Raw genomic sequence first — 24711 nt, 5'->3', positions numbered from 1 at the left:
GCGCATCCCTCACTCATCGGTCGTGCCCGAGTCCGGGTCGGTCTTGCGGCCGCGGTCGGTGCCGCGCTGGATCGCCGACATCAGGGACCTGATCTCCGCGGCGGAGCGGGATCCCGCTGTCGACGCGTCCTCCTCTTCGGGTCGTTCGCGGGCCAGCTCGGGGGCGAGGCTGGCCTTCTTGCGGCGGCGCGGCAGCGGGACCGGTGGAGCGCCCGGTTCCGCGGCGCCGTCCGCTCCAGTGTCGTCGGTCGTGGCCTGGTCCGCGTCGGTGGCGCCGGAGGGCGCGGGGCCGGTGATCGACCGATGCCCGGTGGGATCGGTGATCGCCGGATCCGGGTCTTCCGGCCAGGTGACCGGATCCGCGTCGCCGGCGGGTTCCTCGGTCGGCCATGCCGCGTCGAACGCCGGTTCGGCGTGTTGCCCGGGCTCGATCGGTTCCCCTCCGTCCGCACGGTAGCCGCGCTCCGGCGGGGAGTCGTCGCCCGAAGCGGTGACTTCGGTTGACCTCTCGGGTGGCGTTCGTTCCAGCGTCGCGGAGTCGTCGGCGCGGGTGCCCGCTAGGTCCGGATCCTCCGCGTCGGACGGCCAGGGATGCTCGTCGGAGTCCGCGGCCGCCGGGGTTCCTCCCGCGGCGGGAGCGTCTTCGCCGTCCCGGGAGCCGGGGGCGGGGTTCGCGGTGGCCGGATCGACGTCCTCCGGGTCCGGGGCCGCCGCCTCCGCCGCGGTCGAGTCCTCGGGCCCGGATTCGTCGGCGGCGCGGTCGTCGGCGGCCGGGCCGGCATCGGGGTGTTCTGCCGTCGGGAACGCCGGATCGGTGCTCTCGGCGGCGGCGGTGGTCGTGCCGACGGGGTCGGCGTCCGCCGCGCTGCCGGTGGATTCCGCCGCGGCCGCGCCGGAATCCGGTCCGGAGACCTCGTCCGACCGCGCGTCCGCGGTGTTCGCGACGCTGGTGCGCGCGGTCTCGGCGTCCGCGGGCCAGGCGTCCGCGGGCAGCGCCGTCTCGAAGCCGGTGTCCGCGAGCTCGATCGCCCCGGCGGTCGCCGCTTCCTCCGCGCGGATCCGCGGGAGCTGCGAGGTGTGCGCCTCCGCCGGGTCCGGCTCGACCGGTTCCACGATGAGCTTCGACGGCAGCAGCACGACCGCCCGCGTCCCGCCGTAGGCGGAGGTGCGCAGCTCCACCGAGATCTCGTGCCGGTCCGCCAGCCGCGCCACCACGAACAGCCCGAGCCTGCTGTCGGAGCGCAGCGCCATCGCGTCGAACTCCGGCGGCCCGGACAGCATCGCGTTCGCCGCCTCCAGGTCCTCGTCGGCGAGGCCGAGCCCGCGGTCCTCCACCTCGACGACGACGCCGCGGGCCACGGTGTGGCTGTGGATGTTCACCCGGGATTCCGGCGGGGAGAACGAGGTGGCGTTGTCCAGCAGCTCCGCCAGCAGGTGCACGGTGTCGGCGACCGCGTCGCCGTGCAGCGCCAGGTCCGGCGGCCGCTGCACCCGCACCCGCGCGTAGTGCTTGGTCTCGGCGACGGCGCTGCGCAGCACGTCGGCGAGCTCGATGGGGCGGGACCAGCGGCGGCCCGGCCGGCCACCGCCCAGGATGATCAGGTTCTCGGCGTTGCGCCGCGCCCGGGTGGCGAGGTGGTCCAGGCCGAACAGCAGCGCCATCCGGTCCGGGTCCTGCTCCTCGCGCTCCAGCCGGTCGATCGTGGTGAGCAGCCGGTGCACCAGCGCCTGGCTGCGCCCGGCGATGCCGAGGAACACGGTGTGCACGCCTTCGCGGGCCTGCGCCTCCTGCACCGCCGCGGACACGGCGGTGCGCTGCGCGGTGTTGAAGGCCTCGGCGACCTGACCGATCTCGTCGCGGCCGTAGTCGAGGTGGGCGACTTCGCGATCGAGGTCGACGCGTTCACCGCGGCGCAGCCGGGCCACGATCTCCGGGAGCTGCCCGTCGGCCAGCACCAGCGTGTCGTCGCGCAAGCCGTTGAGCCGCCGGGACAGCCCGCGGGACACCCGCAGCGCGACGAGGATCGCCGCCAGCACCACCAGCAGCGCGAGCACGCTGCCCACGGCCACCTGGAGCAGGTTGCGGTCCCCGGCCTCCATCCCGGCCGCGGCGGTGCGCTGCGCCTGGGTGGAGGCAAGCGTGGTGAGGTCGTCGGCGACGAGGTCGCTGGTGATCAGCCAGTCGTTCACGTCGATCGACGGCGGCCCCGCGACGGACGGGTCCGAATCGGACCACGGCCCGAGCGCGACGAGCTGCTCCTCCAGCTCGGCGAGGTGCCGGAACTGCGGGGCGGAGGTGATCTCGGTGTACCGGGCCCGCACGCCCGGCGGCGCCGAGTCGGCCTGGGACCGCAGTTCCAGGTGGTAGGCACCGCTGAGCCGGGTGAACTCCAGGTGGTCGGCGGCGGTGAAGGTGCCGCCGCGCAGCCCGTCGGTGACCAGCGAGGCGGCCCGGGACATCCGGTCGGCGGCGGTGAAGAACCCGGCCGCGCGCAGCCCGCCCTGGGTGACCGTCGAGTCGGGGAACAACCGCGCCTGCTGCTCGAACAGCGCGGACCCGGCGTCGACGAACCCGTTGTAGTAGCCGTGGATCCGCGCCCGGTCGGTCTGCGCACCGTCCACTTCGGCCCGGATCACGGGTAGTTCGGCGATGATCCCGTCGAGCGAGCGCATCCGGTCGGCGACCGCGTCCGGCGCCTGCTGGAGCGTCGGGTCGGCGGCTTCGCGCATCGCGGTCAGCGCCCCGTCGGTGGCGGCGCGCTGCCGGTCGAGCCGGTCGCGCACCGAGCCGGGCGCGGCCTGGTCCGGCGCGGTCGCGTACAGCAGGCTCAGCGTGCGTTCCTTCTGCGCCGAGGCCAGGACCCGCATCGCGGGCAGCGACACGTCGCGCACCCCGGCGGCGATGCCGCGCAGGTGGAACCCGTCGTAGAGGGTGACGCCGCTGATCGTCGTCCACAGCACCAGCAGCGCGATGCCGGGGATGAGGACCACGCCGTAGAGGCGGTCGCGGATGCTGCGGCGGCCCTTGCGCCAGTCATCGAGCTTCTGCACTACGTCCCACCCGTGTGTGCCGGTGCCCGCGACGAGGCGCGTCGCGGTGGTCTCGGCGGCGTGCGAGGCACCGACGCCGTCCTGAGCGGACGTCGTGCTGAGGGAGACGGGTTCGCGGGGCGTGGCGATCGGACGCGCGGCCCGGTGTCCCCCGACTTCGCTGTTCCCGCATGAAACCGCCGCGATGATAGCACGGCAAGATCAACTGGGGGGACGGTGGAGCGGTGTGGCGCCGCACGGCCCAGCCGGTGCTGGACCGTGCGGCGCAGTCCCGCGCGAGCTGCCGGATCAGCCGGCGAAGCCCGCCACGATGGACGAGTACTCCCACGGCTGCTGCTCGGCGCCGCTGCAGCTGCTGGCGTCGCCACCGCCGTCGCACGGCCGGTCGCGGTTGACCGACCAGAAGGTGAAGCGGCCGAGGCCCTTCTCCTTGGCGTAGTCCGCCATCTTCTGGAAGGCGGCCACGTCGACGTGCTCGGCCTCTTGGTCGGTGTCGCCGTTCATCGAGGAGATGCCGACGTGGGCGTAGGCGGCGGCCTCGTCGTAGCCGAAGGTCGTCGCCACCTGCTCCTTGAGCGCCTCGGTGGTGGTGATGGTGTCCTGCGCCATGTCGGTGCCGTTGAAGTCGAACGGCATCTGCGTCCACACGTCGATGTCCGCGCCGATCTCGGCGGCCTTCGCCAGCATCGCCGTGCCGTTCTCGTTCGGCCCGGTGGTGGTGGTGCCGAAGGTGACGACGGTCTTGATGCCCGGGTTCGCCTCCTTCGTGATCTTCAGGGCCTCGATCACGCGGTCCCGGGAGGCGGGGTTCTCGACCTCGGTGCTCTCGATGTCGACGTCGATGGCCTTGAGGTCGTAGGCGTCGATCAGCTTCTGGTAGGCGCCGGCCAGGGACTGCGCGTCGGTGCAGACCTCGCCGAGCTTGTTGCCGCTCCAGCCGCCGATCGAGGGGACGACGTCGCCGCCACCGGCGCGGATCTCGTCGATGGTGGCCTTGTCCTGGCCGTCCAGCGGCCGGGTGCCGTCCCAGGCCGGGTTGCAGGTGCCGTCGGCGTTGATGAAGGCGAGCGTGAAGTCCTTGACCCCGCTGGCCTGCTGCACCTCGCCCGGCGACGGCGGGTTGCCCCAGCCGTTGTAGAGGTAGGGCGAGGCCGCGACGGGGCTCTCGGCCTTCGGCGCGACGTCCTGGTTCGCGCTGAGCGCGGGCGCGGCGGACAGGGTGGCCGCGCAGGCGACGGCGACACCGGTACCGGCCAGGGTGAGCACGTTCTTGCGGAGCTTGCCCACTGGTCCTCCTTCGGGGTTCCCGTGTTCTGGGGGCCGCGGTCGGGGTCCGCAGCACAGCGGGACTCTCGCAGAACCCAAAATTGGTTCGTACCACCAAAAGAATTATTCGCCTGGGCCCTTCGGGGCCTCGGCGCCGCTTTTCTGTCCTGTTCTGTATCGGCCCTGGCCAGCGAATTGATGTGTCCACAAGGGAGTTCCTGATCCGCATTCACAGCAGAATGGGAAAAGGGTGGGAAATTACCGTTTGCCCGACCGCGCGGTGGGCGGCACCGCGCCGCGCGGCCCCGGGTCGGCTCGCGGAACCCCGGCCCCGCGTGCGGTTCGCCAGGATCGCACGGCGTGGCCTGCGGCTTCGGTGTCGGCGGCCCGTGATTCCATCGGGGGCATGCCCGCCTCGAACAGCGCCCCCGGCCGGGAGCGCGAGACGTCCCGCCGCTCCGCGCCGGGAGAGCAGCACCGCCGCTCCGCACCCGTCCTGGTGCGCCGTTCCGGCGGGGAGCGGCGGCTGCGCTGGGACGAGCCCGCCCGGCGCGTGCTGGACGGTGACGGCGGCTTCGTGCGGGTCCTCGGCGGGCCCGGCACCGGCAAGAGTTCGCTGGTAGCCGAGGCCGCCGCCGACCGCATCCTGCGCGGCGGCGCCGACCCGGAGAACGTGCTGGTGCTGACCTCCGGCCGTGCCGCCGCGACCCGGATGCGCGCGCAGATCACCCGGCGGCTCACCGCCGGAGCCGGGCTGCGCACCGCGCCGGAACCGCTGGTGCGCACCGTGCACTCGTACGCGTTCGCGGTGCTGCGGCTGCAGGCGGTGCGCACCGGGGCCCCGCCGCCCCGGATGCTCAACGGACCCGACCAGGACGCGCTGGTGCGCGAACTGCTCGACGGGGACATCGAAGGCGGCGCGCGGGACTGGCCGGAGTCGCTGCGCGCCCCGCTGCCGGTGGAGGGCTTCGCCGGGGAACTGCGCGACCTGCTGCTGCGGGTCGCCGAACGCGGCATCGGCCCCGCCGAGCTGATCGAACTGGGGGAGCGGCACGACCGCCCGGAGTGGGTGGCGGCCGGCCGGTTCGGCGTGCAGTACGAGCAGGTGACGCTGCTGCGCGGTGGCGGGCACGGCGGCGCCGAGCTGGACGCGGCCGAACTCGTGGCCCAAGCGCTGCTGGCCTTCGACACCGACCCGGAGCTGCTGGCGGCCGAGCAGGACCGGGTGCGCCACCTGCTCGTCGACGACGCCCAGCACCTCGACCCGCAGCAGTTCGCGCTGCTGCGCAGGCTCGGCGGCACCGCCCGCGAGTTCCTGCTCGCCGGGGACCCGGACCAGGCGGTGTTCTCCTTCCGCGGCGCCGACCCCGGCTGCCTCACCGGAGCCGCGGCGGACCGCACCGAGGTGCTCACCACCGGGCGCCGGATGTCCCCCGCGGTGCACGCCGCCGTCGGCAGGCTGATCGACGGCCTGCCCGGCGCCGGACCGCAGCGCGCGCTGCGCCCACCGGAGGGTGACGGCGGCTCGGTGCAGGTCCGGCTGCTCGGCACCCAGGCCCAGGAGGCCGCGTGGGTCGCCGACCAGCTGCGCCGCGCGCACCTGCTGGACGAGGTGCCGTGGTCGGACATGGCGGTGATCGTGCGCTCCACCGGCCAGTCGTTGCCGGTGCTGCGCCGCGCGCTGCTCGCCGCCGGCGTGCCGCTGGTGCTGCCGGTGGACGACGTGCCGCTCGCGCACCGCACCGCGGTCCGGCCGCTGCTGACCCTGGTGCACTGCGCGGCGAACCCGGCGGCGCTGGACCCGGACGCCGCCGAGCAGCTGCTGACCTCCCCGCTGGGCGGGGCCGATCCGCTGGCGCTGCGCCGGTTGCGGCGCGGGCTGCTGCGGCTGCAGAAGGCCACCGGCGGCCAGCGCTCCAGCGGTGAGCTGCTGGTGGAGGTGCTGCACGACCGGGACCGGCTCGCCGGGCTGGAGGACGCCGCGGCCCGCCCGGCGCGGCAGGTCGCCGCGCTGCTGGCGACCGCCGCCGAAGTGTCCGGCAAGGGCGTGGAAGAGGCGCTGTGGCGGGTGTGGAAGGCCTGCGACCTGGAGCGGCGCTGGGTCGCCGCCTCGGAGCGCGGCGGCATCGCGGGCGCCCAGGCGGACCGGGACCTGGACGCGGTGGTGGCGCTGTTCGACGCCGCCGCCCAGTACGCCGACCGCAAACCCGGTTCCGACATCGCCGGTTTCGTGGAGGAGCTGCGCAAGCAGCGCATCACCGGCAGCAGCCTCGCCGCGACCGCCCCGGCCGGTGACGCGGTGTCGGTGCTGACCGCGCACGCGTCGGCGGGCCGCGAGTGGGAGGTGGTGGCGATCCCCGGCGTGCAGGAGGGCACCTGGCCGGACCTGCGGCTGCGCGGGTCCTTGCTGCACACCGGCCGGCTGGTGGACCTGCTGGCCGGGGTCGACGAGCAGGAGCGGGTGTCGGCGACCGCGCCGCTGCTGGCCGAGGAGCGGCGGCTGCTGCTGGTCGCGGCGGGCCGCGCGCGGCGGACGCTGCTGGTGAGCGCGGTGCGCGGCGAGGACGAGCAGCCGTCCCGGTTCCTCGACGAGCTGGAGGGCGTCAGCACCGACGCCGAGCAGCGCCCGCTGCTGCGCCCGGAACGCGGGCTGGTGCTGGGCGAACTCGTCGCCGAGCTGCGCAAGGTGGTGTGCGACGGCGAGGCCAAGCCGGGCCGCCGGGAGCGCGCGGCGACCCAGCTCGCCCGCCTCGCCCGCGCTGGAGTTCCCGGCGCCGACCCGGATTCCTGGTACGGCCTGCCGGAGAGCTCCACCGCGCAGCCGCTGACCGGGCCGGGCGAAGCGGTCCGCATCTCACCGTCCACAGTGGACGTACTGAGCAAGTGCCCGCTGCGCTGGATGGTGCAGCGCCACGGCGGGGAGGATGCCGCCGAACTCGCCTCCGTCACCGGGACCCTGGTGCACGCGCTGGTGGAGAAGGCCGCCGAAGGCGCCGACCGCGAACAGCTCCGCACCGCCCTCGACGAGGCGTGGCAGCACGTCGACGCCGGGGCGCCCTGGTTCTCCCGGCACGAGCGGCGCCGGGTGGAGGGCATGCTCGACGCGTTCCTCGGCTGGCTGGAGAGCTCCCGCGCCGAACTCACCCAGCTCGGCGTGGAGCGGGACCTGGACCTGGAGGTGCCGAGCCGCGAAGGCGGCCCGCGGCTGCGGCTGCGCGGCCGGGTCGACCGGCTCGAAGCCGACGGCGACGGCAGGCCCGTCGTGGTGGACGTGAAGACCAGCAAGTCCGCGGTCAGCGGGGACGAAGCGCAGGAGCACCCGCAGCTCGCCGTGTACCAGCTGGCCGCCGCGCTCGGTGCCTTCGCAGGGGAGTCCGGGGACTCCGACGGGGACGACGAGCGCGCCGAACCCGGCGGCGCCCGGCTGCTCTACGTCGCCAAGCCGTCCCGGCAGGGCGGGTGGACCGAACGCGCGCAGGACGGGCTCGACGAGGAACGGCTGCGGGTGTGGCTGGACGTCGTGCAGGACGCGGGCGCCGCCAGCGTCGGTCCCGCCTACGTCGCCGCCGAGAACTCGGACTGCCCGCGCTGCCCGGCCCGCCCGTCCTGCCCCGTCCACCCGGAAGGCCGCCAGGTCGGGCAGTGACGGGACGTCCGAGCGGTATGGCCTGCGTCACCTCCGGCTCGCTAGCCTGGTGATCCCGCGGGTGATCGGCTCGGTCGGCCGCGCGCAGCTCGATACCGCGAAGAGGTGGTCGCAGTGGCCGACGAACTCGCAGGGAAGACCATCGGCGAACGCATCCAGATCATCCGGGAGCGGCGCGGCAAATCCCGGCCGGTCGTGGCCGGTCTCGTCGGGCGATCACCGGAGTGGTTGAAGGCGGTGGAGAAGGGGCGGCTGCACACACCCCGCTGGGAGAAGCTCGTCGAGCTGGCGAGCGCGCTGGGCGTGCGGGACGTCGCCGAGCTCACCGGCGGCGCGCCGCTGGGCGGCTTCACCGAGCGCTGCTCGCACGACGCCGTTCCCGCCGTGCGCGAGGCCATCGAGGAGACCGCGCTGACCGTGTCGGCGGAGTCCTGCCCGGCACCGGCCGCGTTGCGGGAGCGGGTCGCCGATGCCTGGGCGCTGTGGCATTCCTCGCCCACACCGCGGAAATCGGTCGGTCGGGTGCTGCCGCAGATCATCCGGGACGGCCGCACCGCGGTCCGGATGCTCGACGGCGCGCAGCGGCGCGAAGCGCACGTCGCGCTGTCCGCCGCGTACGCCCTCGCCGAGCAGCTGCTCGCGTGGGTGGCGGACTCGGCGCTGCTGCGGCTGGCGGCCGACCGGTGCATGACGTCGGCGGAACTGGCCGACGATCCGGCCGCGCTCGCCGGGGCCGCGTGGGTGGTGGGCAACGTGTGGCGAGCGACCGGTCGCGAGGACGACGCCGTGCGTCTCGTGGACGACGCGGCCGCGCTGCTCCAACCGCGGCTGGATTCGGCGGACGACTCGGTTCGCGCGCTGTGGGGCGCCTGCCGGCTGCACGGCGCGATCAGCGCGGCCCGGACCGGTCGCGAAGGCGACGCGCTGCGCAGGCTCGACCAGGCCGAGGCGATGGCGGATCGGCTGCCGCAGCGGTACGCGCACCCGTGGACGCTGTTCGGCCGGGCCAATGCGGCGGTGACCTCGGTGTCCGTGCAGGTCGACCTGCACCGCTCGGCGAGCGCGATCGACGCCGCCGTGCAGGTCGACCCGGACTCGGTGCCCTCGGTGGACCGGCGCGCCCGGCTGTGGCTCGAAACGGCCCGCGCCTACCACCAGCGCGAGGACCGCGCCGCGACGCTGCACGTGCTCCAGCGGGCGGTGCAGGCGGGGGAGGAGTCGATGCGCTGCCACCCGCTGGCCCGCGGCATCGCCGGTGAGCTGGTCACCTCCGGCGGCGGGATGGTGCGCACCGAGGCCCGCCGGCTGGCGGGACGACTGGGACTTACGGTCTGACCCGCTCGGTGAGGTACGTTCCGTGCCCCGTCGCGGCGGGGTGGCGATCGCCTCCCGGACTCGGCGCGATTCCGCCGACACTCCTCGCATGACCGATTCGACGGCTCCGCTCCCGACGCCCACCCCCGTTCCGGTGCGCTACCGGGCCGGCGAGGTGGGCGAGACCCGCCGCGTCGTGCACACCGCCACCTGGACGCCCGCGTGGTGCTACCGGGCGGTCTGCGGGGAGGAGATCGACGTGCACCGCGCCGAAGTCGTCGCCGCCGGCATGCCGTGCGTGGCCTGCGTTCGCGCGCTCGCCCTGCGCGATGGTGGCCGGTCACCGGAGTAGGAGCACCGACCCGGCTCGTCGTCGTGATCCCCGACCCGGTGGCGAGCCGTGCTCGGTCGGTGACCGCACCCCCCGCGGTCCCGGCCGGGCGAACGGGTCGGGCCGGCGATGCCCCGGCACAGCCCTCGCCGGTCCGCGGCCGGTGGCGCGACACCCCCGGCGCGCCGCCGGCCACCCCGCCTGCGGGGTGAGATTCGCGATCAGGTCGGGCCGGAGCTCGAAAGGGGGCGCGGCGGGCCGCTACGTTGGTCGTGGATCCGGCAATGAAGGGGAAGTCATGGCGCAGCACTCGAACGGCCTGCACCACCACGGATACGTCGAGCGGTCCGCGCTGACGCACGCGTTGAGCGCCGCGGAACGGCGGATGCTCGACCCCGACGAGGTCATGCACTCGCCCGACGAGGTCGCCGCCTGGCTCGCCGGAACGCTGCGCGCCGCCATGGGACTCACCGAGGACGAGGTCGCGTTCACCGACGAGATCGAGATCTGGCTCGCCGAATCGCAGCGCGGCGAGACGATCGTGACCGGCCTCAACGACGGGCCGACGATCACCGCGGAGGCCGTGTACGACAGCAACTGCGAGTGCGAGCGGCAGCTGAAGCCGGTGTCCCCCACCAAGAAGCGCCGCTGAGCCCGCCGGTGCGGCCGGTCGTCCCGCGCGGGCCGACCGCAAGCTCCCCGCAAGATCGGATGCCCCGCCCGGACGGCGCCGCCGGCGGGGCGCTCAGCTGCGGCGACGGTGGTGAGTGCTAGAACCGGCGGGGAACCGGTGACGTGAGCGTGGAAGGGGATCGGGGCGTGTCGGAACTGCTCAGCCCGCACCGCATCGCCCAAGGGCTCGGGCTGCACCCGCCGACGCCCGAGCAGGCCGCGGTGATCGCCGCACCCGCCGAACCGGCGCTCGTCGTCGCGGGCGCGGGCGCGGGCAAGACCGAGACGATGGCCGCCCGCGTGGTGTGGCTGGTCGCGAACCGGCTCGTCACCCCGGAGCACGTGCTCGGCCTCACCTTCACCCGCAAGGCCGCCCGCCAGCTCGCCGACCGGGTGCGGGCGCGGCTGCGGCGGCTCGCCGGATCGGGCCTGCTCGACGAGGTGGACCCGAGCGGGGCGCTGCGCACCCAGGTCCTCGCCGAGGAACCGACCGTGCTGACCTACCACGCCTACGCGGGCAGGCTCGTCGGCGAGCACGGGCTGCGGATCCCGGTGGAGCCGGGCGCGCGGCTGCTCACCGGGACCGCGTCCTGGCAGCTCGCGCACCGGGTCGTGTCCACCTGGACCGAGGACCTGGACACCGAGAAGGTGCCGTCCACCGTCACGAGCTACCTGCTGTCGCTGGCCGGTGAGCTCGCCGAGCACCTGGTGCGCCCGGAACACCTGCGGGAGCACGCCGAACGGCTCAGCCGCCTCATCGAGGACGCGCCGCGGGCGAAGCGGCAGCGGGCCGAACTCCCGCAGGAGCTCACGAAGATCATCGCGGCGCAGCGGTTGCGGGCCGCGCTGCTGCCGCTGCTGGAGGCCTACCAGCAGCAGAAGCGGCGCGAAGCGGCGATGGACTTCGCCGACCAGATGTCGCTGGCCGCGCTGCTCGCCACCGAGCACCCCGAGGTGGTGGCGGGTGAGCGGGAGCGCTACGGCGCGGTGCTGCTCGACGAGTACCAGGACACCGGCCACGCCCAGCGCGTGCTGCTGCGCGCCCTGTTCGGCGGCGCCGCGCCCGGCACCGATCCGCTGCCGGTCACCGCTGTCGGCGACCCGGCGCAGGCCATCTACGGCTGGCGCGGTGCGAGCGCCGCGAACCTGCCCCGGTTCACCACCGACTTCCCGCGCGCCGAGGACGGCACCCCGGTGCCCGCCCGCCGCTACGGGCTGCTGACCAGCTTCCGGAACCCGCCGGAAGTGCTCAGCCTCGCCAACGCGGCCTCCGAGCCGCTGCGCGCCGCCGGGCTGGAGGTCGACGAGCTGCGCGCCCGCGACGGCGCCGGGGCGGGCGACATCCGCGCCGTGCTGGTCGAGGACGTGCGCACCGAACGGGACTGGGTGGCCGACCGGATCGCCGAGCAGTGGCGCGCGGCGCTCGACGAGACGGGCGCCCCGCCGACCGCGGCCGTGCTGGTGCGGCGGCGCTCCGACATGGCCGGGATCGCCGGTGCGCTGCGCGAACGAGGGCTGCCGGTGGAGGTCGTGGGGCTCGGCGGGCTGCTCGACGAACCGGAGGTGCGGGACCTGGTGAGCGCGCTGCGCGTGCTCGTGGAACCGCTGGCCGGGTCGGCGGCGATGCGGTTGCTCACCGGTTCGCGCTGGCGCCTCGGCGCCGCCGACGTGGCCGCGCTGTGGGACCGGGCCCGGCGGCTCGGCGCGGGCGCGGCCGAGGGCGGCGAGGAGGTCGCCGACCAGCTGCCCGGCGAGCACGCCGAACAGGCCGGGCTGGTCGACGCGCTCGACGACCCCGGCGCGCCGGAGGGCTACTCGGCCGCCGGGTACGAGCGGATCCGGCGGCTCGGCAAGGAACTTGCCGCGCTGCGGCGCAGGCTGGACCAGCCGCTGCCGGAACTCGTCGCCGACGTCGAACGCACCCTGCTGCTGGACATCGAGAGCCTCGCCCGCCCCGTCGGCGCCGGTCGCATCCACCTGGACGCGTTCGCCGACGTCGTCACCGACTTCGCCACCGCCAGCCCGTCCGCCCCGCTGTCCTCGCTGCTCGACTACCTCACCGCCGCCGAACGGGCCGAGGACGGGCTCGAACCCGGAGAGGTGGAGGTCGCCGAGGACCGGGTGCAGGTGCTCACCGCGCACGCCGCGAAGGGCCTGGAGTGGGAGGTGGTCGCGGTCCCGCACCTGGTGCAGCAGGTGTTCCCCGGCCGCAGGCACTCCGGTTCGTGGCTGACCTCCGTCACCCAGCTGCCCGCGACGATGCGGGGTGACGCGCAGGACCTGCCCGACCTGGACCTGGACCGGCTGGGCGGGATGGACCGCAAGGAGATCGCCGACGAGCTCAAGCGGCACGACGGCGAGTTCGAGGACCGGCGGCTCACCGAGGAGCGGCGGCTGCTGTACGTGGCGCTGACCCGATCCGAACGCGTGCTGCTGCTGTCCGGGCACTGGTGGCAGGAAGGCGGCAAGAAGCCGAAGGGGCCGTCGCCGTTCCTCACCGAACTGGCCGACGTGCTGCGCGGCACCGGCGCGGGCGAGATCCAGCGGTGGGCGGACGAACCCGGCGAGGACGCGGAGAACCCGCTCGCCGACGCGCTGCTGTCGATGTCCTGGCCCGCGGACCCGCTGGGGGAGCGGCGCAGCGCGGTCGCGGCGCGGTCCGATCTGGTGCGGGCCGCGATGGCCGCGCCGGAGCCCGCGGCGGACCGGAGCGTCCCGGCCGGGGCGTCCCGGTCGGGGGTGGTGGGCCAGCTCGGCGAGGAACCGATCCCCGAGGAGCCCGGCTTCCCGGAGGAGCCCGGCTTCCCCGAAGAACCGGACTTCCCCGAAGAGCCCGAGTTCCTCGACGCGTCTGAACCGCCGGACGACCTGGAGTCGCCGGACGCGCCTGAACCACCGGACGACCTGGAGCCGCCGGACGATCCCGAACCACCGCCGGAACCCGGCTTCCTCGACGAGCCGGCACCTCCCGAGGAACCCGGAACCCCCGCCGAGCCCGCCGCACCGGACGTCCCGGCCGAGCCCGAACTCCCCGAAGCGGCACGGGTTTCCGCGGACTTCGACGACCCCGGCCCGGCACCCCTCGACGACCCCGAGGTCGACCCCGACGAGCTCAGCTGGGCCCGCGACGTCGACGTGCTGCTCGCCGAACGCGAGGCCGCCGCCCGCCGCCGCGAACAGGTCGTGCTGCCCGGCCACCTCTCGGTCAGCCGCCTCGTCGAGCTCGCCGCCGACCCGGAGGCGCTCGCGCGCCGGTTGCGCAGACCGCTGCCGATGCCGCCGAACCCGATGGCCCGCCGCGGCACCGCGTTCCACGCCTGGCTGGAGCACCGGTTCACCTCCAGCGCGCTGCTCGACGTGGACGAACTCCCCGGCGCCGCCGACGAGACCGCGCCGCCGCGCGAGGACCTCGCCGGGCTGCAGGAGGCGTTCCTGCGCGGTTCCTGGGCCGACCGGGTGCCGCACCGCGTGGAGGTGCCGTTCGAGACCCAGGTCGAAGGCGTCGTGCTGCGCGGCCGGATGGACGCCGTGTTCGCCGACTCCGACGGCGGCTGGACGGTGCTCGACTGGAAGACCGGCGCCGTCCCCGCCGACGACCAGGTGCCCGCGCTGGCCGTGCAGCTGGCCGCCTACCGGATCGCGTGGGCGGAACTCGCCGGCGTGCCGCTGGAGCGGGTGCGCGCGGCGTTCCACTACGTCCGGCACGACACGACGCTCAGCCCCGCGGACCTGTTCGACGGGGACGGGTTGCGCGAGCTGCTCACCTCGGTGCCGGACGTGTGAAGCACGATCGGGTCGAGACCGTCCACGACACGGGTGAGATCCACACCTTCGGGTGGCGGATCTTGTCGTAGCCCGTTCGGACGCATGAACATGCTCGGGATGGATCAGAACACGGAGTGGAAGCTCAACACCCCGCCCGAGGCGGAAGTCGTCGTGGACACCGACGTGCTGTCGCTGCGCGTGCCGCTCGTCCGGGTGAGCCGCGACGACGCGGGCACCTGGTCGTTCACCGGCCCCGGCGGCGAATCCCGGCCCACCAAGCGGACCATGCTCAACGCGGTCGTCGGCGCCTGGCCGCACGTGGCGGCGCTGTCCGACCTGGAACCGGGCGGCAGCGTCGTGTGGTCCTGGGCCAAGCACGGCTGGACCGGCGAGTTCGAGTGCCGCTGCGGCAACTGCGACCAGCCCGTCGCCGCCGACCTGGACCGGCGCACCTGGCCGCCGGACCTGCACCCGAACACGCTGATCAGCGTGGAGAAGACCACCCTGTCCGGGCAGGCGCCGCTCACCGACATCCTGTCCACCGCGGGCGGGATCGCGTTCCTCGGCCCCGGCGACCACCGCCGCACCAGCGAGCTGATGACGCCGGTCGCGGTCGCCAACGTGATCCGCCGCTGGCCGCACACCATGCAGGCGCTGCGGGCCGCGAAGGAAGGCCGCGGGCTCGGCTGGAACCCGCACGGGATGAACTGGCACGAGTACGTGCTGGCTTGATCTCCCCGCACCGGGGGAGCGACCGGCGGCGGTACCGCTGGGGGCCGCCGCTGCGCGGGCTCAGCCCGTCGGATTCTCCGCCAGCTCCGGATCCCGTTGCAGCACCAGGGAATACAGCACTTCCTGCAACCAGCGGCCGAACAGCGAGGAGCTGAACTCGGGGGAGCGGTCCTCCGGCGGCAGCAGCACTTCGGACGGTTCCCCGCCGTGGTCGGCCACCACGCCGATGCCGTAGTAGTCCAGTTCGGTCATCGGCCACGGCCGGTACGGGTGGCCGCGCGGCAGCACCACGCTGCACGGCGCCAGCGTCATCAACGTGCCGCACGCCCGCGGCCCGTACTTCGCCTTGCGCACCGGAACCAGGATCCCGACGACGTCGACGGCCGCGACCGGCAGGTGGTCGTGCATGGACGGCTGCGACCAGGACCGGAACCACATCGGGTCGTCCTCCGGGGCCCAGCCGTGCTCCCGGCGCCAGAGGTGCACGTCCCGCCGGATCCGGGTCACGGCCGCGAACCGCGCTCCGAGCACCTCGACGTGCGGAACCAGATGACCCTGCCAGCCGAGCGCGTCGGCGGCGTGCTCAAGCTGCTGCACCGGGAGATGGTAAACCGGTCGACCCGTCGTGGACTACGTCCGGTGGCTACTTCGTTGCGGTTGAGCGAACTCGCAGGGCCCAGGCGATCAGCGGTAGTTGCAACGGGAGCCTGCCGTAGGCGATGGCCCGCTGCGGCAGCGGTTTCCGCCGGTAGTCCCACGCCATCTGCACGTTCGCCGGGAACACCGCGACGAACAGCCCGGCGGTGAGCAGCCCGCCCCACCGGCGCGTCCGCGGATTCGCCACCGCAGCGGCACATCCGAGCTCCGCGACCCCGGACAGGTAGGTCCAGGTGCGAGCGGATCCGGGCAGCTGCTGGGGCACGATGCCGTCGAACGGTTTCGGCTTCGCGAAGTGCAGCACGCCGGCGGTGGCGAGCACGCCGGACAGCAGCTGCGCCGAACGGGGGAAACTCATGCGTCGCAGCGTTGCACGATGCGCCGCCGGTCGGCAATGGCCCGGGTGACGCGGCGCACGGGAGGTCTCGCGGTGATCGCCTGCCCCGCGGGTTATGTTCGGCGGCAGCAGATCCAGCGGAAATCGGGGGAATCGTGGGCGAAGACGCCGAAACCGGGCGCGAGGCGGCGCCGTGGTGAGGCGCGGCGGGCCCATCCGTGCCAGCCACCTGATCAGCGGCCGGATGCGCCTCCCGATCACCGAGCGGCTCACCGACCGCCCGGACCACACGCTCGTCGGCGTGATCCGGATGCCGGAGGCCGCGATCAGCCCGGTGCGGTCCATCGTGCGCCGCATCATCGGCGCCACCCTCGCGCTCGCCGCCACCGTCGCCATCGTCTACGTCGGCCGCGACGGCTACCGGGACACCGCGGGCGGCGAGCTGAGCCTGCTCGACGTGGTCTACTACGCGACGGTGTCGCTGTCGACCACCGGTTACGGGGACATCACCCCGGTCAGCCCGCTCGCCCGGCTGGTCAACGTCCTCGTCATCACCCCGCTGCGGGTGCTGTTCCTGATCGTGCTGGTCGGCACCACGCTCGAAGTGCTCACCGAACGATCCCGGCAAGCGTTCAAGATCCAACACTGGAGGACGAAGGTGCGCGACCACGTGGTCGTCATCGGGTACGGGACGAAGGGCCGTTCCGCGGTCACCGCGCTGCTCGGCGACGGCGCCGACCCGCAGCGGATCGTCGTCGTGGACACCGATCACGCGGCGCTGGAAACGGCGTCCTCGCTGGGACTCGTCACCGTCAACGGATCCGGCACCCGCTCCGACGTGCTGCGCGTCGCGGGAGCCACCCGGGCGCGCGCCATCGTGGTCGCGCCCGCCCGCGACGACACCGCCGTCCTCGTCACCCTCACCGCCCGGGAACTCGCGCCGAAGGCCCAGCTGGTCGCCGCGGTGCGGGAAGCGGAGAACGTGCACCTGCTGCGCCAATCCGGCGCCGACTCCGTCGTCGTCTCCAGCGAGACCGCGGGCCGGCTGCTCGGCATGGCCACCACCACGCCGTCCGTGGTGGAGATGTTCGAAGACCTCCTCACCCCCGACGTCGGCCTCGCCATAGCGGAGCGGGAAGTCGAAGCCCAGGAGGTCGGCGGCTCGCCCCGGCACCTGCCCGACATCGTCCTCGGCGTGGTCCGCGACGGTCGGCTGTTCCGGGTGGACGCCCCCGAAGCCGACGCCATCGAGGACGGCGACCGGCTGCTCTACGTCAAGAAGGTCACCCCCGCCGAGTCGTGACACCCGGTCACCGGCGCTGAACGCCGGGCTGTGACGGCCTTTTCCGAAGTTCTGGCAACATTGCGGTGTGAGGCGACGAGGCGGTTCGGCATCGGTGGCGCTGATCCTGGTGGCGCTCGGCCTGCTCGGGATCGTCGTGGTGGCGTTCTCCTGGTGGCGGCTGCCGAACATCGGCTCGGCCGACGGCGGTGCGCAGCAGGCGACCGCGACCGTGCTCGAATCCACCCCGTGCGGCAAGGAATCCGAAGGCGACCTCGTCGAAGTGCGGGTGGACGGCGAGACGCGGCAGCTGCGGCTGGACGGCTGCGGGCACACCAAGGGCCAGACCATGCAGGTTCAGGTCCCCGCGAACGGCAGCGCCGTCCGGCCCGGCGGGGGCGTCGACGGCGGCGGGCTGCACGCGCGGGCCAGCTGGGTGCTCGGCACCCTCGCCGCCATCGCGGGCGGTGGCTACGCCCTCCTCATCACCAGACCCCGAGCCCTCGGCTGATCACCTGTCTTTCCACTTCGGTTGCGAGGCGGGTCGGGGGGGGGGGGGGGGGGGGGGGGGGGGGGGGGGGGGGGGGGGGGGGGGGGGGGGGGGGGGGGGGGGGTGGGGGGGGGGGGGGGGGGGGGGGGGGGCGGCCCCGGCCGGCCGCCGGCCCCGCCCCCCCCCCCCCCCGGCCCCGCGCCCCCCCCCCCCCCCCCCCCCCCCCCCCCCGCGCGCCCCCCGCGGCGCCCCCCCCACCCCAGCGCTGCGCAAGAAGAGTTGAGCAGCGCGCGTTTTGGGCGGACGTCAGTCCACCTGGTCCGGGTCGGCCAGCCAGGTGTTGCACTCGGTGACGCGGTTCTTGTAGAAGCCCTGGTCCACCCAGGCGGTGTTGGTGGCGACGCTGCCGTGGTCGGGCTGCGGGTTGTACTCGTCGCCGCGGCCGCGGGCGTCCGCCAGCGCCGCGAAGATGATGTCGTTGTCCATCCCGCCGTTCTGGAACGACGCCAGCGCCATGCCGCCGAAGCAGGTGGCCTGCAGCTCGGAGCGCCGCGTCAGCTCCAAGCCCGCCGGGCTGGTGCCGTTCGCCTCGTACGTGGCCTGGGTGTAGGCCTCGTTGATGCCGCTCATGCTCTGCACCGCGTGCCCGAACTCGTGCGCGAACTGGCCGAGGAACACGCCCGGCTCGGTGCGGCCCTCCTTGTCGGCGTAGTAGCGGGCCGTCATGTAGATCGTGTTGTTGCCCGGGCAGTACATCGCGGTCTGGTCCCAGGTGCGGGTGCCGCAGGGGCTGGTGACGGTGCTGTCGGTGGTGACCACGTCCGGCATCCGCACCGGCAGGTTCGCCTCCTCCAGCGCCGGGGTCCACATCTCCATCAGGCAGGGCAGCGCCGCCTCGTAGAACGCCGACTGCGAAGCCGTGTCGGTGGCGAACCGCGGCAGCGGGCAGGGGGTGTTCACCGCGCCGTTGCCGTTGATGTTGATCGGGTTGTCGCCGAGGGTCGCGACGGAGCGGGCCGGGGTCGAGTCGACGGAGGCCGACGTGCTCGGCTCGGTGGAGCTGGTGGGGGCCGAGCTGGTCGCCTCGGAGGTCGGCGCCGCGGAGGTCGTCGCGTTCGCCGAGCCATCCCCGGTCTCGTGCACCGGGCCGGGGTAGTCGGCGGCGGTGTCGCGCTTGGTGAGCGCGGTCACGCTGATCGTGCCCACGCCGACGAGGAACAACGCGGTGATCACCAGGGCCAGCACCAGCGCCCACGGGGACTTGCGCGGCGGAGGCGGCGGCGCGGGCGGGTGACCGCCGGGACGATGCCAGGGCGGGGCCCCGTTCCACTGCTGCCCGTTCCACTGCTGTCCCGTCCACTGCGGTCCGCCCCACTGCTGCTCGTCCGGGCGGGGCGCGTTCCACTGCTGGCGGGACCACTGCTGCCCGTCGGATTGCGGCGGGGGCGGCAGCTGCGGCGGGAGGTAGTGCGGTCCCGGCGCGCCGCCGGACTCGGTCGGGGGCAGCGGTTGCGCGGCCGGGGGCGGGCCCACCGGGCGCTCACCCCACGGGGGCTGTGGCTGCGTCATGACCGATCTCCCGGCTTCGCCGACGACTGGAGCGGACCGAGCTTAGCGGTGCCGGGACCGGGTCCCGTGCGCTGATCGCTCCACATCGGAGCAGGTGGCGGCGCGGCGGCGGCGCGCACCGGCCTGCCCGGGTTCGGGCGCGCGGGATCCGCGGGTGCCGGCCCGGCGGCGCCGCCCAGGACCGGCGCGCAGCTCGGCACGCCCGCTCGGGGCAGGCCGGGTCTGTCCGATGTGGACTGAGCGGTGCGTGCCGTCCGGTGGGCCGTGGCGGTCCCGGAATCCGGGTCGGAACCGGCGCTTCCGGTCATCGGTCGGCTCCTCGGCTCGTCGGGTCGGACGGAGATCGAGGGTAACCAGGCGGAGCTAGGGTCGTGCCGTGTTTCGCGAACCGCGTTCGGGACCGGGTGGGAAACCCTCGCCGACCTCGCTGCTCGCCGCGGTCGCGGTGCTGGCCGCGGCGCTGCTCACCGCCGCCCCGGCCGCCGCCGCGCAACCGGTGAACGTGCTGCCCGGCACCGCCGCCACTGACGTGCGGGCCAAGCTGGAGCGCGACGGCGCGCTCACCGTCACCGAGCGGATCGCCGTCCCCGCCGGGAATCCGGTGCACCGCACCATCCCGCTGCGGCAGCCCGCCGCCGACGGCGGCGACCGGGTGTTCTCCCTCGCCGACGTGCGGCTCGACGGCGGAGACGTGCAGGTCGGGCCGGACGCGGTGCGGCTCGTCCTCCGGCCCGGCGAGGCGACGTTCCGGTACGCGGTCCGCGGCGCCGTCGCCGACGACGGCCCGGAGCAGGAGGTCCGCTGGCAGTTCTCCGGCGGCTGGGACGTGCCGGTGGACCGGATCTCGGCTTCGCTGCTCGCCCCGCAGGTGCCGCGGGACATCACCTGCCTGGCCGGGCCGGTCGGCGGCGACGAGCGCTGCGACCGCTACGAGATCGGCCGCGCCCAGCAGGTGCAGGCCCTCCAGTTCGGCCTCGCACCCGGTGATCGGCTGGTGCTGTCGATCCGGGTGCCGGGCGGGGCGGTGCCGTCGAACGCCGTCGTGGAGCGGCCCTTCGACCCGGCCCACGCGTTCTCGCCGCACCCGGGTGCCATCGCGGGCGTGGCCGGGGTCGGGCTGCTGCTGATCGGTGCGCTCGGGACGCTGCGGCACCTGCGCCGCCGGGACGCCCGCACCGCCGCCGCGGCGACCGGGCCGGCCGAGGTGCTGACCACGACCGCAGCCGGGACCACCTTCACCTCGCCGGACGGGGTGCTGCCCGGGCACGTCGGCACCGTCCTCGGCGAACGGGCGGAGCTCGTGGACGTCGCGGGCACCGTCGTGGACCTCGCGGTGCGCAACTACCTGGGGATCGAGGAGCTGGCCGCGGACTGGCGCATCGTGCGCCGCAGCCCGCCGGACGCCGCGTTGCGCGATCACGAGCGAGCCGTCCACGACCTCCTGGTGGGTGAACGCGATCAGGTGTCGCTCGGGGAGCTCGGTCGCGGCGACCTCGCTCCGGTGCGGGAAGCGCTCTACGCGGAGGTCGTCGCGCGAGGCTGGTTCGCCCGCAGGCCCGACGCGGCGCGGAACCTGCTCTGGTGGGGCGGGATCGGCATCGCGCTCGCCGGGGCGCTGCTCGCGGTGCTGCTGGTGCTCACCGGGCCGCTGGGGCTGATCGGCGTCGCGGTGGCGGTCGGCGGGCTCGTGCTGACCGCCGCTTCCCGCTCGTTGCCCGCCCGCACCGCGCGGGGCGCCGTGCTGGCCGGGCGGCTGCGAGGTCTGCGGGCCCACCTGATTTCGGTTCCGGTGGCCACCTTCCCCGCCGCCGATCGGGAAGCGGCGTGCTTCCGCGCGCTGCCGTACGCGCTGGTGCTCGGCGAGGTCGAGCGGTGGCTGGCCGCGTGGGCGGACCTCGACGCCGCCGACGCGCCCGTCGCGCACTGGTACCGCGAGCGGGGAGCGGTCGCCGACCTGGCGCACCTGCGGGCGGCGCTGCCCGCGTTCGCGGACCGGCTGTGCACCTGCTTCGCCGCGCACCGGTCGCCGCCCGGTTCGCCCGAACCAGTGACCACCGGAGCGGCGTCGCGCTAAAGTGTTCGTCATTCACTGGGGAGATCATCGGAGTCCAGAGGGGCCTGGGGATGACAAGCGCAGAGGCGGGCGGCTTCGCCGCGGCGAAGGAAGGTCTGAAGGCGATCGGCGCCCAGACCCAGTCGATCAACCAGCAGGTCAGCGCGGGCAAGCTCGCCCTCGACCCCCAGGTCGCCGAAGACGCGGCCAAGAGGGTGGAAGAGGAGATCGAGGCGCTGCAACAGCTGTTGAAGAAGACGCAGGCTTTGAGCGTCGTCAAAGGGTTGGGTGACTATCCCGACGGTCAGCAGTTGGCCCAGCGGTTCCAGGACAAGGCCACCGACAGTAATTCGGGAGCGGCGGAATTGGTGCGAAACCTTCAGGAAGAGCTTCAGAAACAAGCTGATGCCTTCCGTGGGGCTGCCCGTGATTACCGTGCCACCGATGAGCAGAACGCCGATGATCTTAGGCGAGGTATGCAGTGATTAATATTTCCCGTCCGCTAGTTGCAGCCGCCTCGGTATTCGCCGTGTTCGGCCTTTCATCTTGCGCATTGGGGTCCGGTGTCGATGGAGGCGGCGAGGGTGCTGGGTCGCCGACGTCGTCCGGAGTCGATGCTGCGTTGGAGAGCTTCGATCCGTGCACGTTCTTCAAGCCTGACGAGTTGACTTCGTACGGCGTCTCCACGCAGGCCGAGGAGTTCACGCAAGTGAGCTTCCAGCCGGGATGTACGTGGAATGGCGAAAAGATGGACATCGCGCTGCAGAAGAACGCGGACGAGACCATTCAGAGCCTTGAAAAGGGTGGGTCGTACGACTCATACGAGCACATCAAGATCGCTGGCCGGGACTCCGCGCGGATGATCGCTCCGGGGTTCACCGGGCAGGGCGCGTGCATCACGGTCGTACCTGCTGGCGGTGGCGTCGTCCTCTACCAGCTCACCGCCTACATGCGCGACTCCGTCGCCGACCCGTGCGGCGAGATCGAGAAGATCGCCGAGCAGACCGCGTCGCGGCTTCCGGAATGATGTGGGGGAATCATGGGCCTGATCAGCATGATCGACAACGCCGGTTCGCGCGTCTTCGGATACGAGAGCTCGGCTGAGAAGGAGCGCAAGGAGCACAGCGAGGAGGCGAACCGGATCGCCCAGCAGCAGCAGGCGCAGCTCGCCCAGCAGAACGCCGGGATGGACGTGCAGGGCTTCGACAAGCCGGCGATCACGCAGTGCGTCAACTGGGGCGGCTTCGACCACGCGCAGATCTACTCGACGAACCAGGACTCGATCGACCAGGGCAAGGTCGGCGAAGTCGCCCAGGTGTGGATCGAGTTCGCGAAGGAGTTGCGCGGTCGCGGCGAGAACTACGCGACGGACGTGCAGCGCATCGTCGAGGGCGGCTGGGAGGGCGAGGCCGCGAACACCGCCAAGGAGGTCGGCAAACCCGCTTCGGAGTGGATGCGGGCGAGCGCCGACGCCTTCGAGGTGACCGGCAACAACTTGAACGCCGCCGGTGAGGCCGCCGGGCAGGCGCGGAACATGGTGGACCAGCCGGACGGCTACAGCGTCGGCCGCGGTGTCGCCGCCTCCATCCCGTTCGGTCCGGCGGGTGCGGGCTTGGACGCGCTCGGGCAGATGGAGGAGCGCGAGCAGGCGGAGAAGGCCGCGCAGGAGACGATGGGCCGCGTCTACAGCCCGACGCTCACCCAGGTCGACTCGAACATGCCGCAGTACACCGGCCCGGACGGTTCGACGAAGGAACCGCCCGCGGCGACGCAGCCGGCCGGTACGGACTGGGGCACCGGTCCCGGCGCGAACGGGGTCGGTCCCGGCACCGGTGGTGGCGGTATCGGCGGCGGTACCGGTGGTGGCATCGGTGGTGGCGGCCTGCCCGGCGGCGGCTACGGCTCCGGTGGAACGGGTGGTTTCGGCGGTGCCGGGAGCCACCCGGGCTCGCCGTCCGGGTCCGGCAGCCAGTGGTCCGGGCCGGCGTACGGCCCCGGGGCCGGTGGCGTTCCCGGCGGCCCGGGTGGTCTCGGTTCCGGTGGCAGTGGTGCCGGTGCAGGTGGCGGCATCGGTGCCATCGGTGGTCTCGGCGCGGGCGGCGCCGGAGCCGGTGGCGCGGGCCGCGGCGCGGGTGGCCTCGGTGCGGGGGGCGGTGCCGGTCGCGGTGCGGGCACGAGTGGCGTCGGCGCGGGCGGCCGCGCGGGTGTCGGCGGAACGGGTGCCGGTGCGGGCGCGGGCGCGGGCGGTGGCGCGCGCGGTGCGGGTGCCGGTCGCGGTGGCATGGGCGGCGGCATGGGTGGCGCCGGTCAGCGCGGCCAGAGCGGCGAGGACGCCGAGCACGAGCGCCCGTCGTGGCTGGAGGAGCACGACGACATCTGGATGAACGACATGCCCAAGACCGCACCGCCGGTCCTGGGCGAGTGATTCGACGCCGACCGGCCGCGGGGGGCCGATCGGCCACCGCCAGGGGTCGGCGGCTTGGTATCTGCACTTCACAGGGGAGAGAACGCAGTGACCGCTTTGGGCTCGTGGCAGTTGCCTCCGGTGCACCTGGACGTGGCGCTCAAGTACCTGGGGATCGAACGGTTGACGCTGCCGTTGACCAGCAGGTCGGCCGGGTACACCGCCGAGCAATTCACCCGCATCGCGAAACCCGAACTGGAACGGATGCACGCGAGCGGCGTGGCGGTGGCCGACGAGATCGCACCGCCGCTCGCGGCGGCGCTGAAGGTGCTCGCGACCCCGTTCCTGTGGGTCGATTCGATCTGGTTCCCGCAGGTCGGCGCGGACCACTGCTGGCGGGCGCTGGCCGCGTTCACCGAGGGGAACCGGGTGGTGCTCGGGGTGCAGGCCCCGAGCGAGGACCCGAACCGGGGCGGGCTGCTCACCGTCGAGGTGCACCAGAACGTGCCGCTGCCGCAGGTGCTGCTGGGCACGCTGCCCCCGGCGCGGCCCGGCGGTCAGGGCCCGGTGCGGGTGCCGGCGACCTCGCTGGTGCCGCCGCAGCAGGAGGACTTCGACCGGTCGAGCATGCTGCGCTCGGTCGCCGAGGAACGCGGCAGCACGGGTGACCGGCAGGTGCGGCTGTACGAGGCCATCGGCGGGGCCCCGCACCACCGCATCGGCCAGCTCGCCGCGAACTTCCGGGACCGCAACGGCCGCAAGCACCGGTCGAAGGTCGTGTCCTGGTTCGACAACCTCGAACCGGACGGGCGCTACCTGAACCGGGTGGAACGCGGCAGTTCGGGCGAGCAGGTGCTGGCGCTCCTCCCGGCGGACGCGCGCGCCATCGGCGGCGAAGTGGACGCCCTGGTCGCCCAGGTCCGCGGCTGAGCGTCGGGCCCGCGGTGCTCACCGCGCGTGGTCGTCCGCGCTCGTCGACGGGTGCGGCCGCGGCGGTGGGCGCCCGGGTACGGCGGTCCCGTGGCCTGCGGCGTCGGTGGTGCCGGGTGCGCCTCCCGGCGCGCGTCCCGCGGAGCGGGGCCGGGCACGCAGCGCAGCGAAGGGGGTACGCGGCGCGTCACCCAGCGCACGTAGGCTGCGAG

The 24711-nt window shown here is 74.0% G+C and carries 18 protein-coding genes; 13 read left to right on the top strand and 5 right to left on the bottom strand.

Annotated features, from left to right (window positions below):
- Nucleotides 1-9: 9 nt before the first annotated feature.
- Nucleotides 10-3051, bottom strand: a complete 3042-nt coding sequence (locus LCD31_RS03635) for a nitrate- and nitrite sensing domain-containing protein (RefSeq protein ID WP_224955998.1) — start codon at nucleotides 3049-3051, stop codon at nucleotides 10-12.
- 288 nt (nucleotides 3052-3339) lie between these two features.
- Nucleotides 3340-4338, bottom strand: a complete 999-nt coding sequence (locus tag LCD31_RS03630) for a chitinase (RefSeq protein WP_224955997.1) — start codon at nucleotides 4336-4338, stop codon at nucleotides 3340-3342.
- A gap of 385 nt (nucleotides 4339-4723) precedes the next feature.
- Between LCD31_RS03630 and LCD31_RS03625 the strand changes: the two genes are divergently transcribed.
- From LCD31_RS03625 to LCD31_RS03600, 6 genes are all read left to right on the top strand, one after another.
- Nucleotides 4724-7963 (top strand): ATP-dependent DNA helicase, encoded by a 3240-nt coding sequence (locus LCD31_RS03625; protein WP_224955996.1) that lies wholly within the window; start codon nucleotides 4724-4726, stop codon nucleotides 7961-7963.
- Between the two features lie 114 nt (nucleotides 7964-8077).
- A complete protein-coding gene (locus LCD31_RS03620) occupies nucleotides 8078-9298 on the top strand; it encodes a helix-turn-helix transcriptional regulator (RefSeq protein WP_224955995.1) in 1221 nt (406 codons plus the stop codon).
- 88 nt (nucleotides 9299-9386) lie between these two features.
- Nucleotides 9387-9629 (top strand): hypothetical protein, encoded by a 243-nt coding sequence (locus LCD31_RS03615; RefSeq protein WP_224955994.1) that lies wholly within the window; start codon nucleotides 9387-9389, stop codon nucleotides 9627-9629.
- 277 nt (nucleotides 9630-9906) lie between these two features.
- Complete coding sequence (locus LCD31_RS03610) at nucleotides 9907-10260, top strand: hypothetical protein (RefSeq protein WP_224955993.1); 354 nt, start codon at nucleotides 9907-9909, stop codon at nucleotides 10258-10260.
- A 167-nt stretch (nucleotides 10261-10427) separates the two neighbouring features.
- Nucleotides 10428-14063, top strand: a complete 3636-nt coding sequence (locus LCD31_RS03605) for a UvrD-helicase domain-containing protein (protein ID WP_374201638.1) — start codon at nucleotides 10428-10430, stop codon at nucleotides 14061-14063.
- Nucleotides 14064-14162: 99 nt separating this feature from the next.
- The gene (locus LCD31_RS03600; RefSeq protein WP_224955992.1) at nucleotides 14163-14777 is read left to right on the top strand and encodes a hypothetical protein; all 615 of its coding nucleotides are present in this window, start codon (nucleotides 14163-14165) and stop codon (nucleotides 14775-14777) included.
- Nucleotides 14778-14837: 60 nt separating this feature from the next.
- Here the strand turns inward: LCD31_RS03600 and LCD31_RS03595 are convergent, their stop codons facing one another.
- Together LCD31_RS03595 and LCD31_RS03590 are read right to left on the bottom strand one after the other, a co-directional pair.
- The gene (locus LCD31_RS03595; protein WP_224955991.1) at nucleotides 14838-15374 is read right to left on the bottom strand and encodes a hypothetical protein; all 537 of its coding nucleotides are present in this window, start codon (nucleotides 15372-15374) and stop codon (nucleotides 14838-14840) included.
- 46 nt (nucleotides 15375-15420) lie between these two features.
- On the bottom strand, nucleotides 15421-15792 hold the full coding sequence (locus LCD31_RS03590; protein WP_224955990.1) for a MauE/DoxX family redox-associated membrane protein: 372 nt from the start codon (nucleotides 15790-15792) through the stop codon (nucleotides 15421-15423).
- A gap of 223 nt (nucleotides 15793-16015) precedes the next feature.
- On the opposite strand from LCD31_RS03590, the gene LCD31_RS03585 reads away from it, so the two are divergent.
- Both LCD31_RS03585 and LCD31_RS03580 read left to right on the top strand, forming a co-directional pair.
- The gene (locus LCD31_RS03585) at nucleotides 16016-17074 is read left to right on the top strand and encodes a TrkA family potassium uptake protein (RefSeq protein WP_224955989.1); all 1059 of its coding nucleotides are present in this window, start codon (nucleotides 16016-16018) and stop codon (nucleotides 17072-17074) included.
- Nucleotides 17075-17141: 67 nt separating this feature from the next.
- Nucleotides 17142-17564, top strand: a complete 423-nt coding sequence (locus LCD31_RS03580) for a hypothetical protein (RefSeq protein WP_224955988.1) — start codon at nucleotides 17142-17144, stop codon at nucleotides 17562-17564.
- 285 nt (nucleotides 17565-17849) lie between these two features.
- Here LCD31_RS03580 and LCD31_RS03575 read toward each other — a convergent pair whose 3' ends face one another.
- On the bottom strand, nucleotides 17850-19112 hold the full coding sequence (locus LCD31_RS03575; protein WP_224955987.1) for a neutral zinc metallopeptidase: 1263 nt from the start codon (nucleotides 19110-19112) through the stop codon (nucleotides 17850-17852).
- A 376-nt stretch (nucleotides 19113-19488) separates the two neighbouring features.
- Here LCD31_RS03575 and LCD31_RS03570 point away from each other — a divergent pair, with 376 nt between their 5' ends.
- The 5 genes from LCD31_RS03570 to LCD31_RS03550 all read left to right on the top strand — a co-directional run bounded on the left by LCD31_RS03570 (nucleotide 19489) and on the right by LCD31_RS03550 (nucleotide 24499).
- Nucleotides 19489-21186: a DUF2207 domain-containing protein gene (locus LCD31_RS03570; RefSeq protein WP_224955986.1), complete on the top strand. Its 1698-nt coding sequence runs from the start codon at nucleotides 19489-19491 to the stop codon at nucleotides 21184-21186.
- Between the two features lie 50 nt (nucleotides 21187-21236).
- On the top strand, nucleotides 21237-21650 hold the full coding sequence (locus LCD31_RS03565; RefSeq protein ID WP_224955985.1) for a hypothetical protein: 414 nt from the start codon (nucleotides 21237-21239) through the stop codon (nucleotides 21648-21650).
- Entirely contained in the window at nucleotides 21647-22192 is a 546-nt protein-coding gene (locus tag LCD31_RS03560) for a DUF3558 family protein (RefSeq protein ID WP_308015817.1), read from the top strand. Before LCD31_RS03565 ends, LCD31_RS03560 begins: the two co-directional genes overlap by 4 nt.
- Before the next feature lie 12 nt (nucleotides 22193-22204).
- The gene (locus LCD31_RS28885; protein WP_255623010.1) at nucleotides 22205-23590 is read left to right on the top strand and encodes a hypothetical protein; all 1386 of its coding nucleotides are present in this window, start codon (nucleotides 22205-22207) and stop codon (nucleotides 23588-23590) included.
- An 87-nt stretch (nucleotides 23591-23677) separates the two neighbouring features.
- Nucleotides 23678-24499 carry an ESX secretion-associated protein EspG gene (locus LCD31_RS03550; RefSeq protein WP_224955984.1) on the top strand — a complete coding sequence of 274 codons (822 nt, stop codon included), beginning with the start codon at nucleotides 23678-23680 and terminating at the stop codon, nucleotides 24497-24499.
- Nucleotides 24500-24711: the final 212 nt, after the last annotated feature.

The organism is Saccharopolyspora sp. 6M (genome assembly GCF_020176775.1).
GTDB classification, from domain to species: Bacteria; Actinomycetota; Actinomycetes; order Mycobacteriales; family Pseudonocardiaceae; genus Saccharopolyspora_C; species Saccharopolyspora_C gregorii.
The sequence above is the reverse complement of the archived record's forward strand: the minus strand, read 5'-3'. Positions and strand labels throughout refer to the sequence as shown.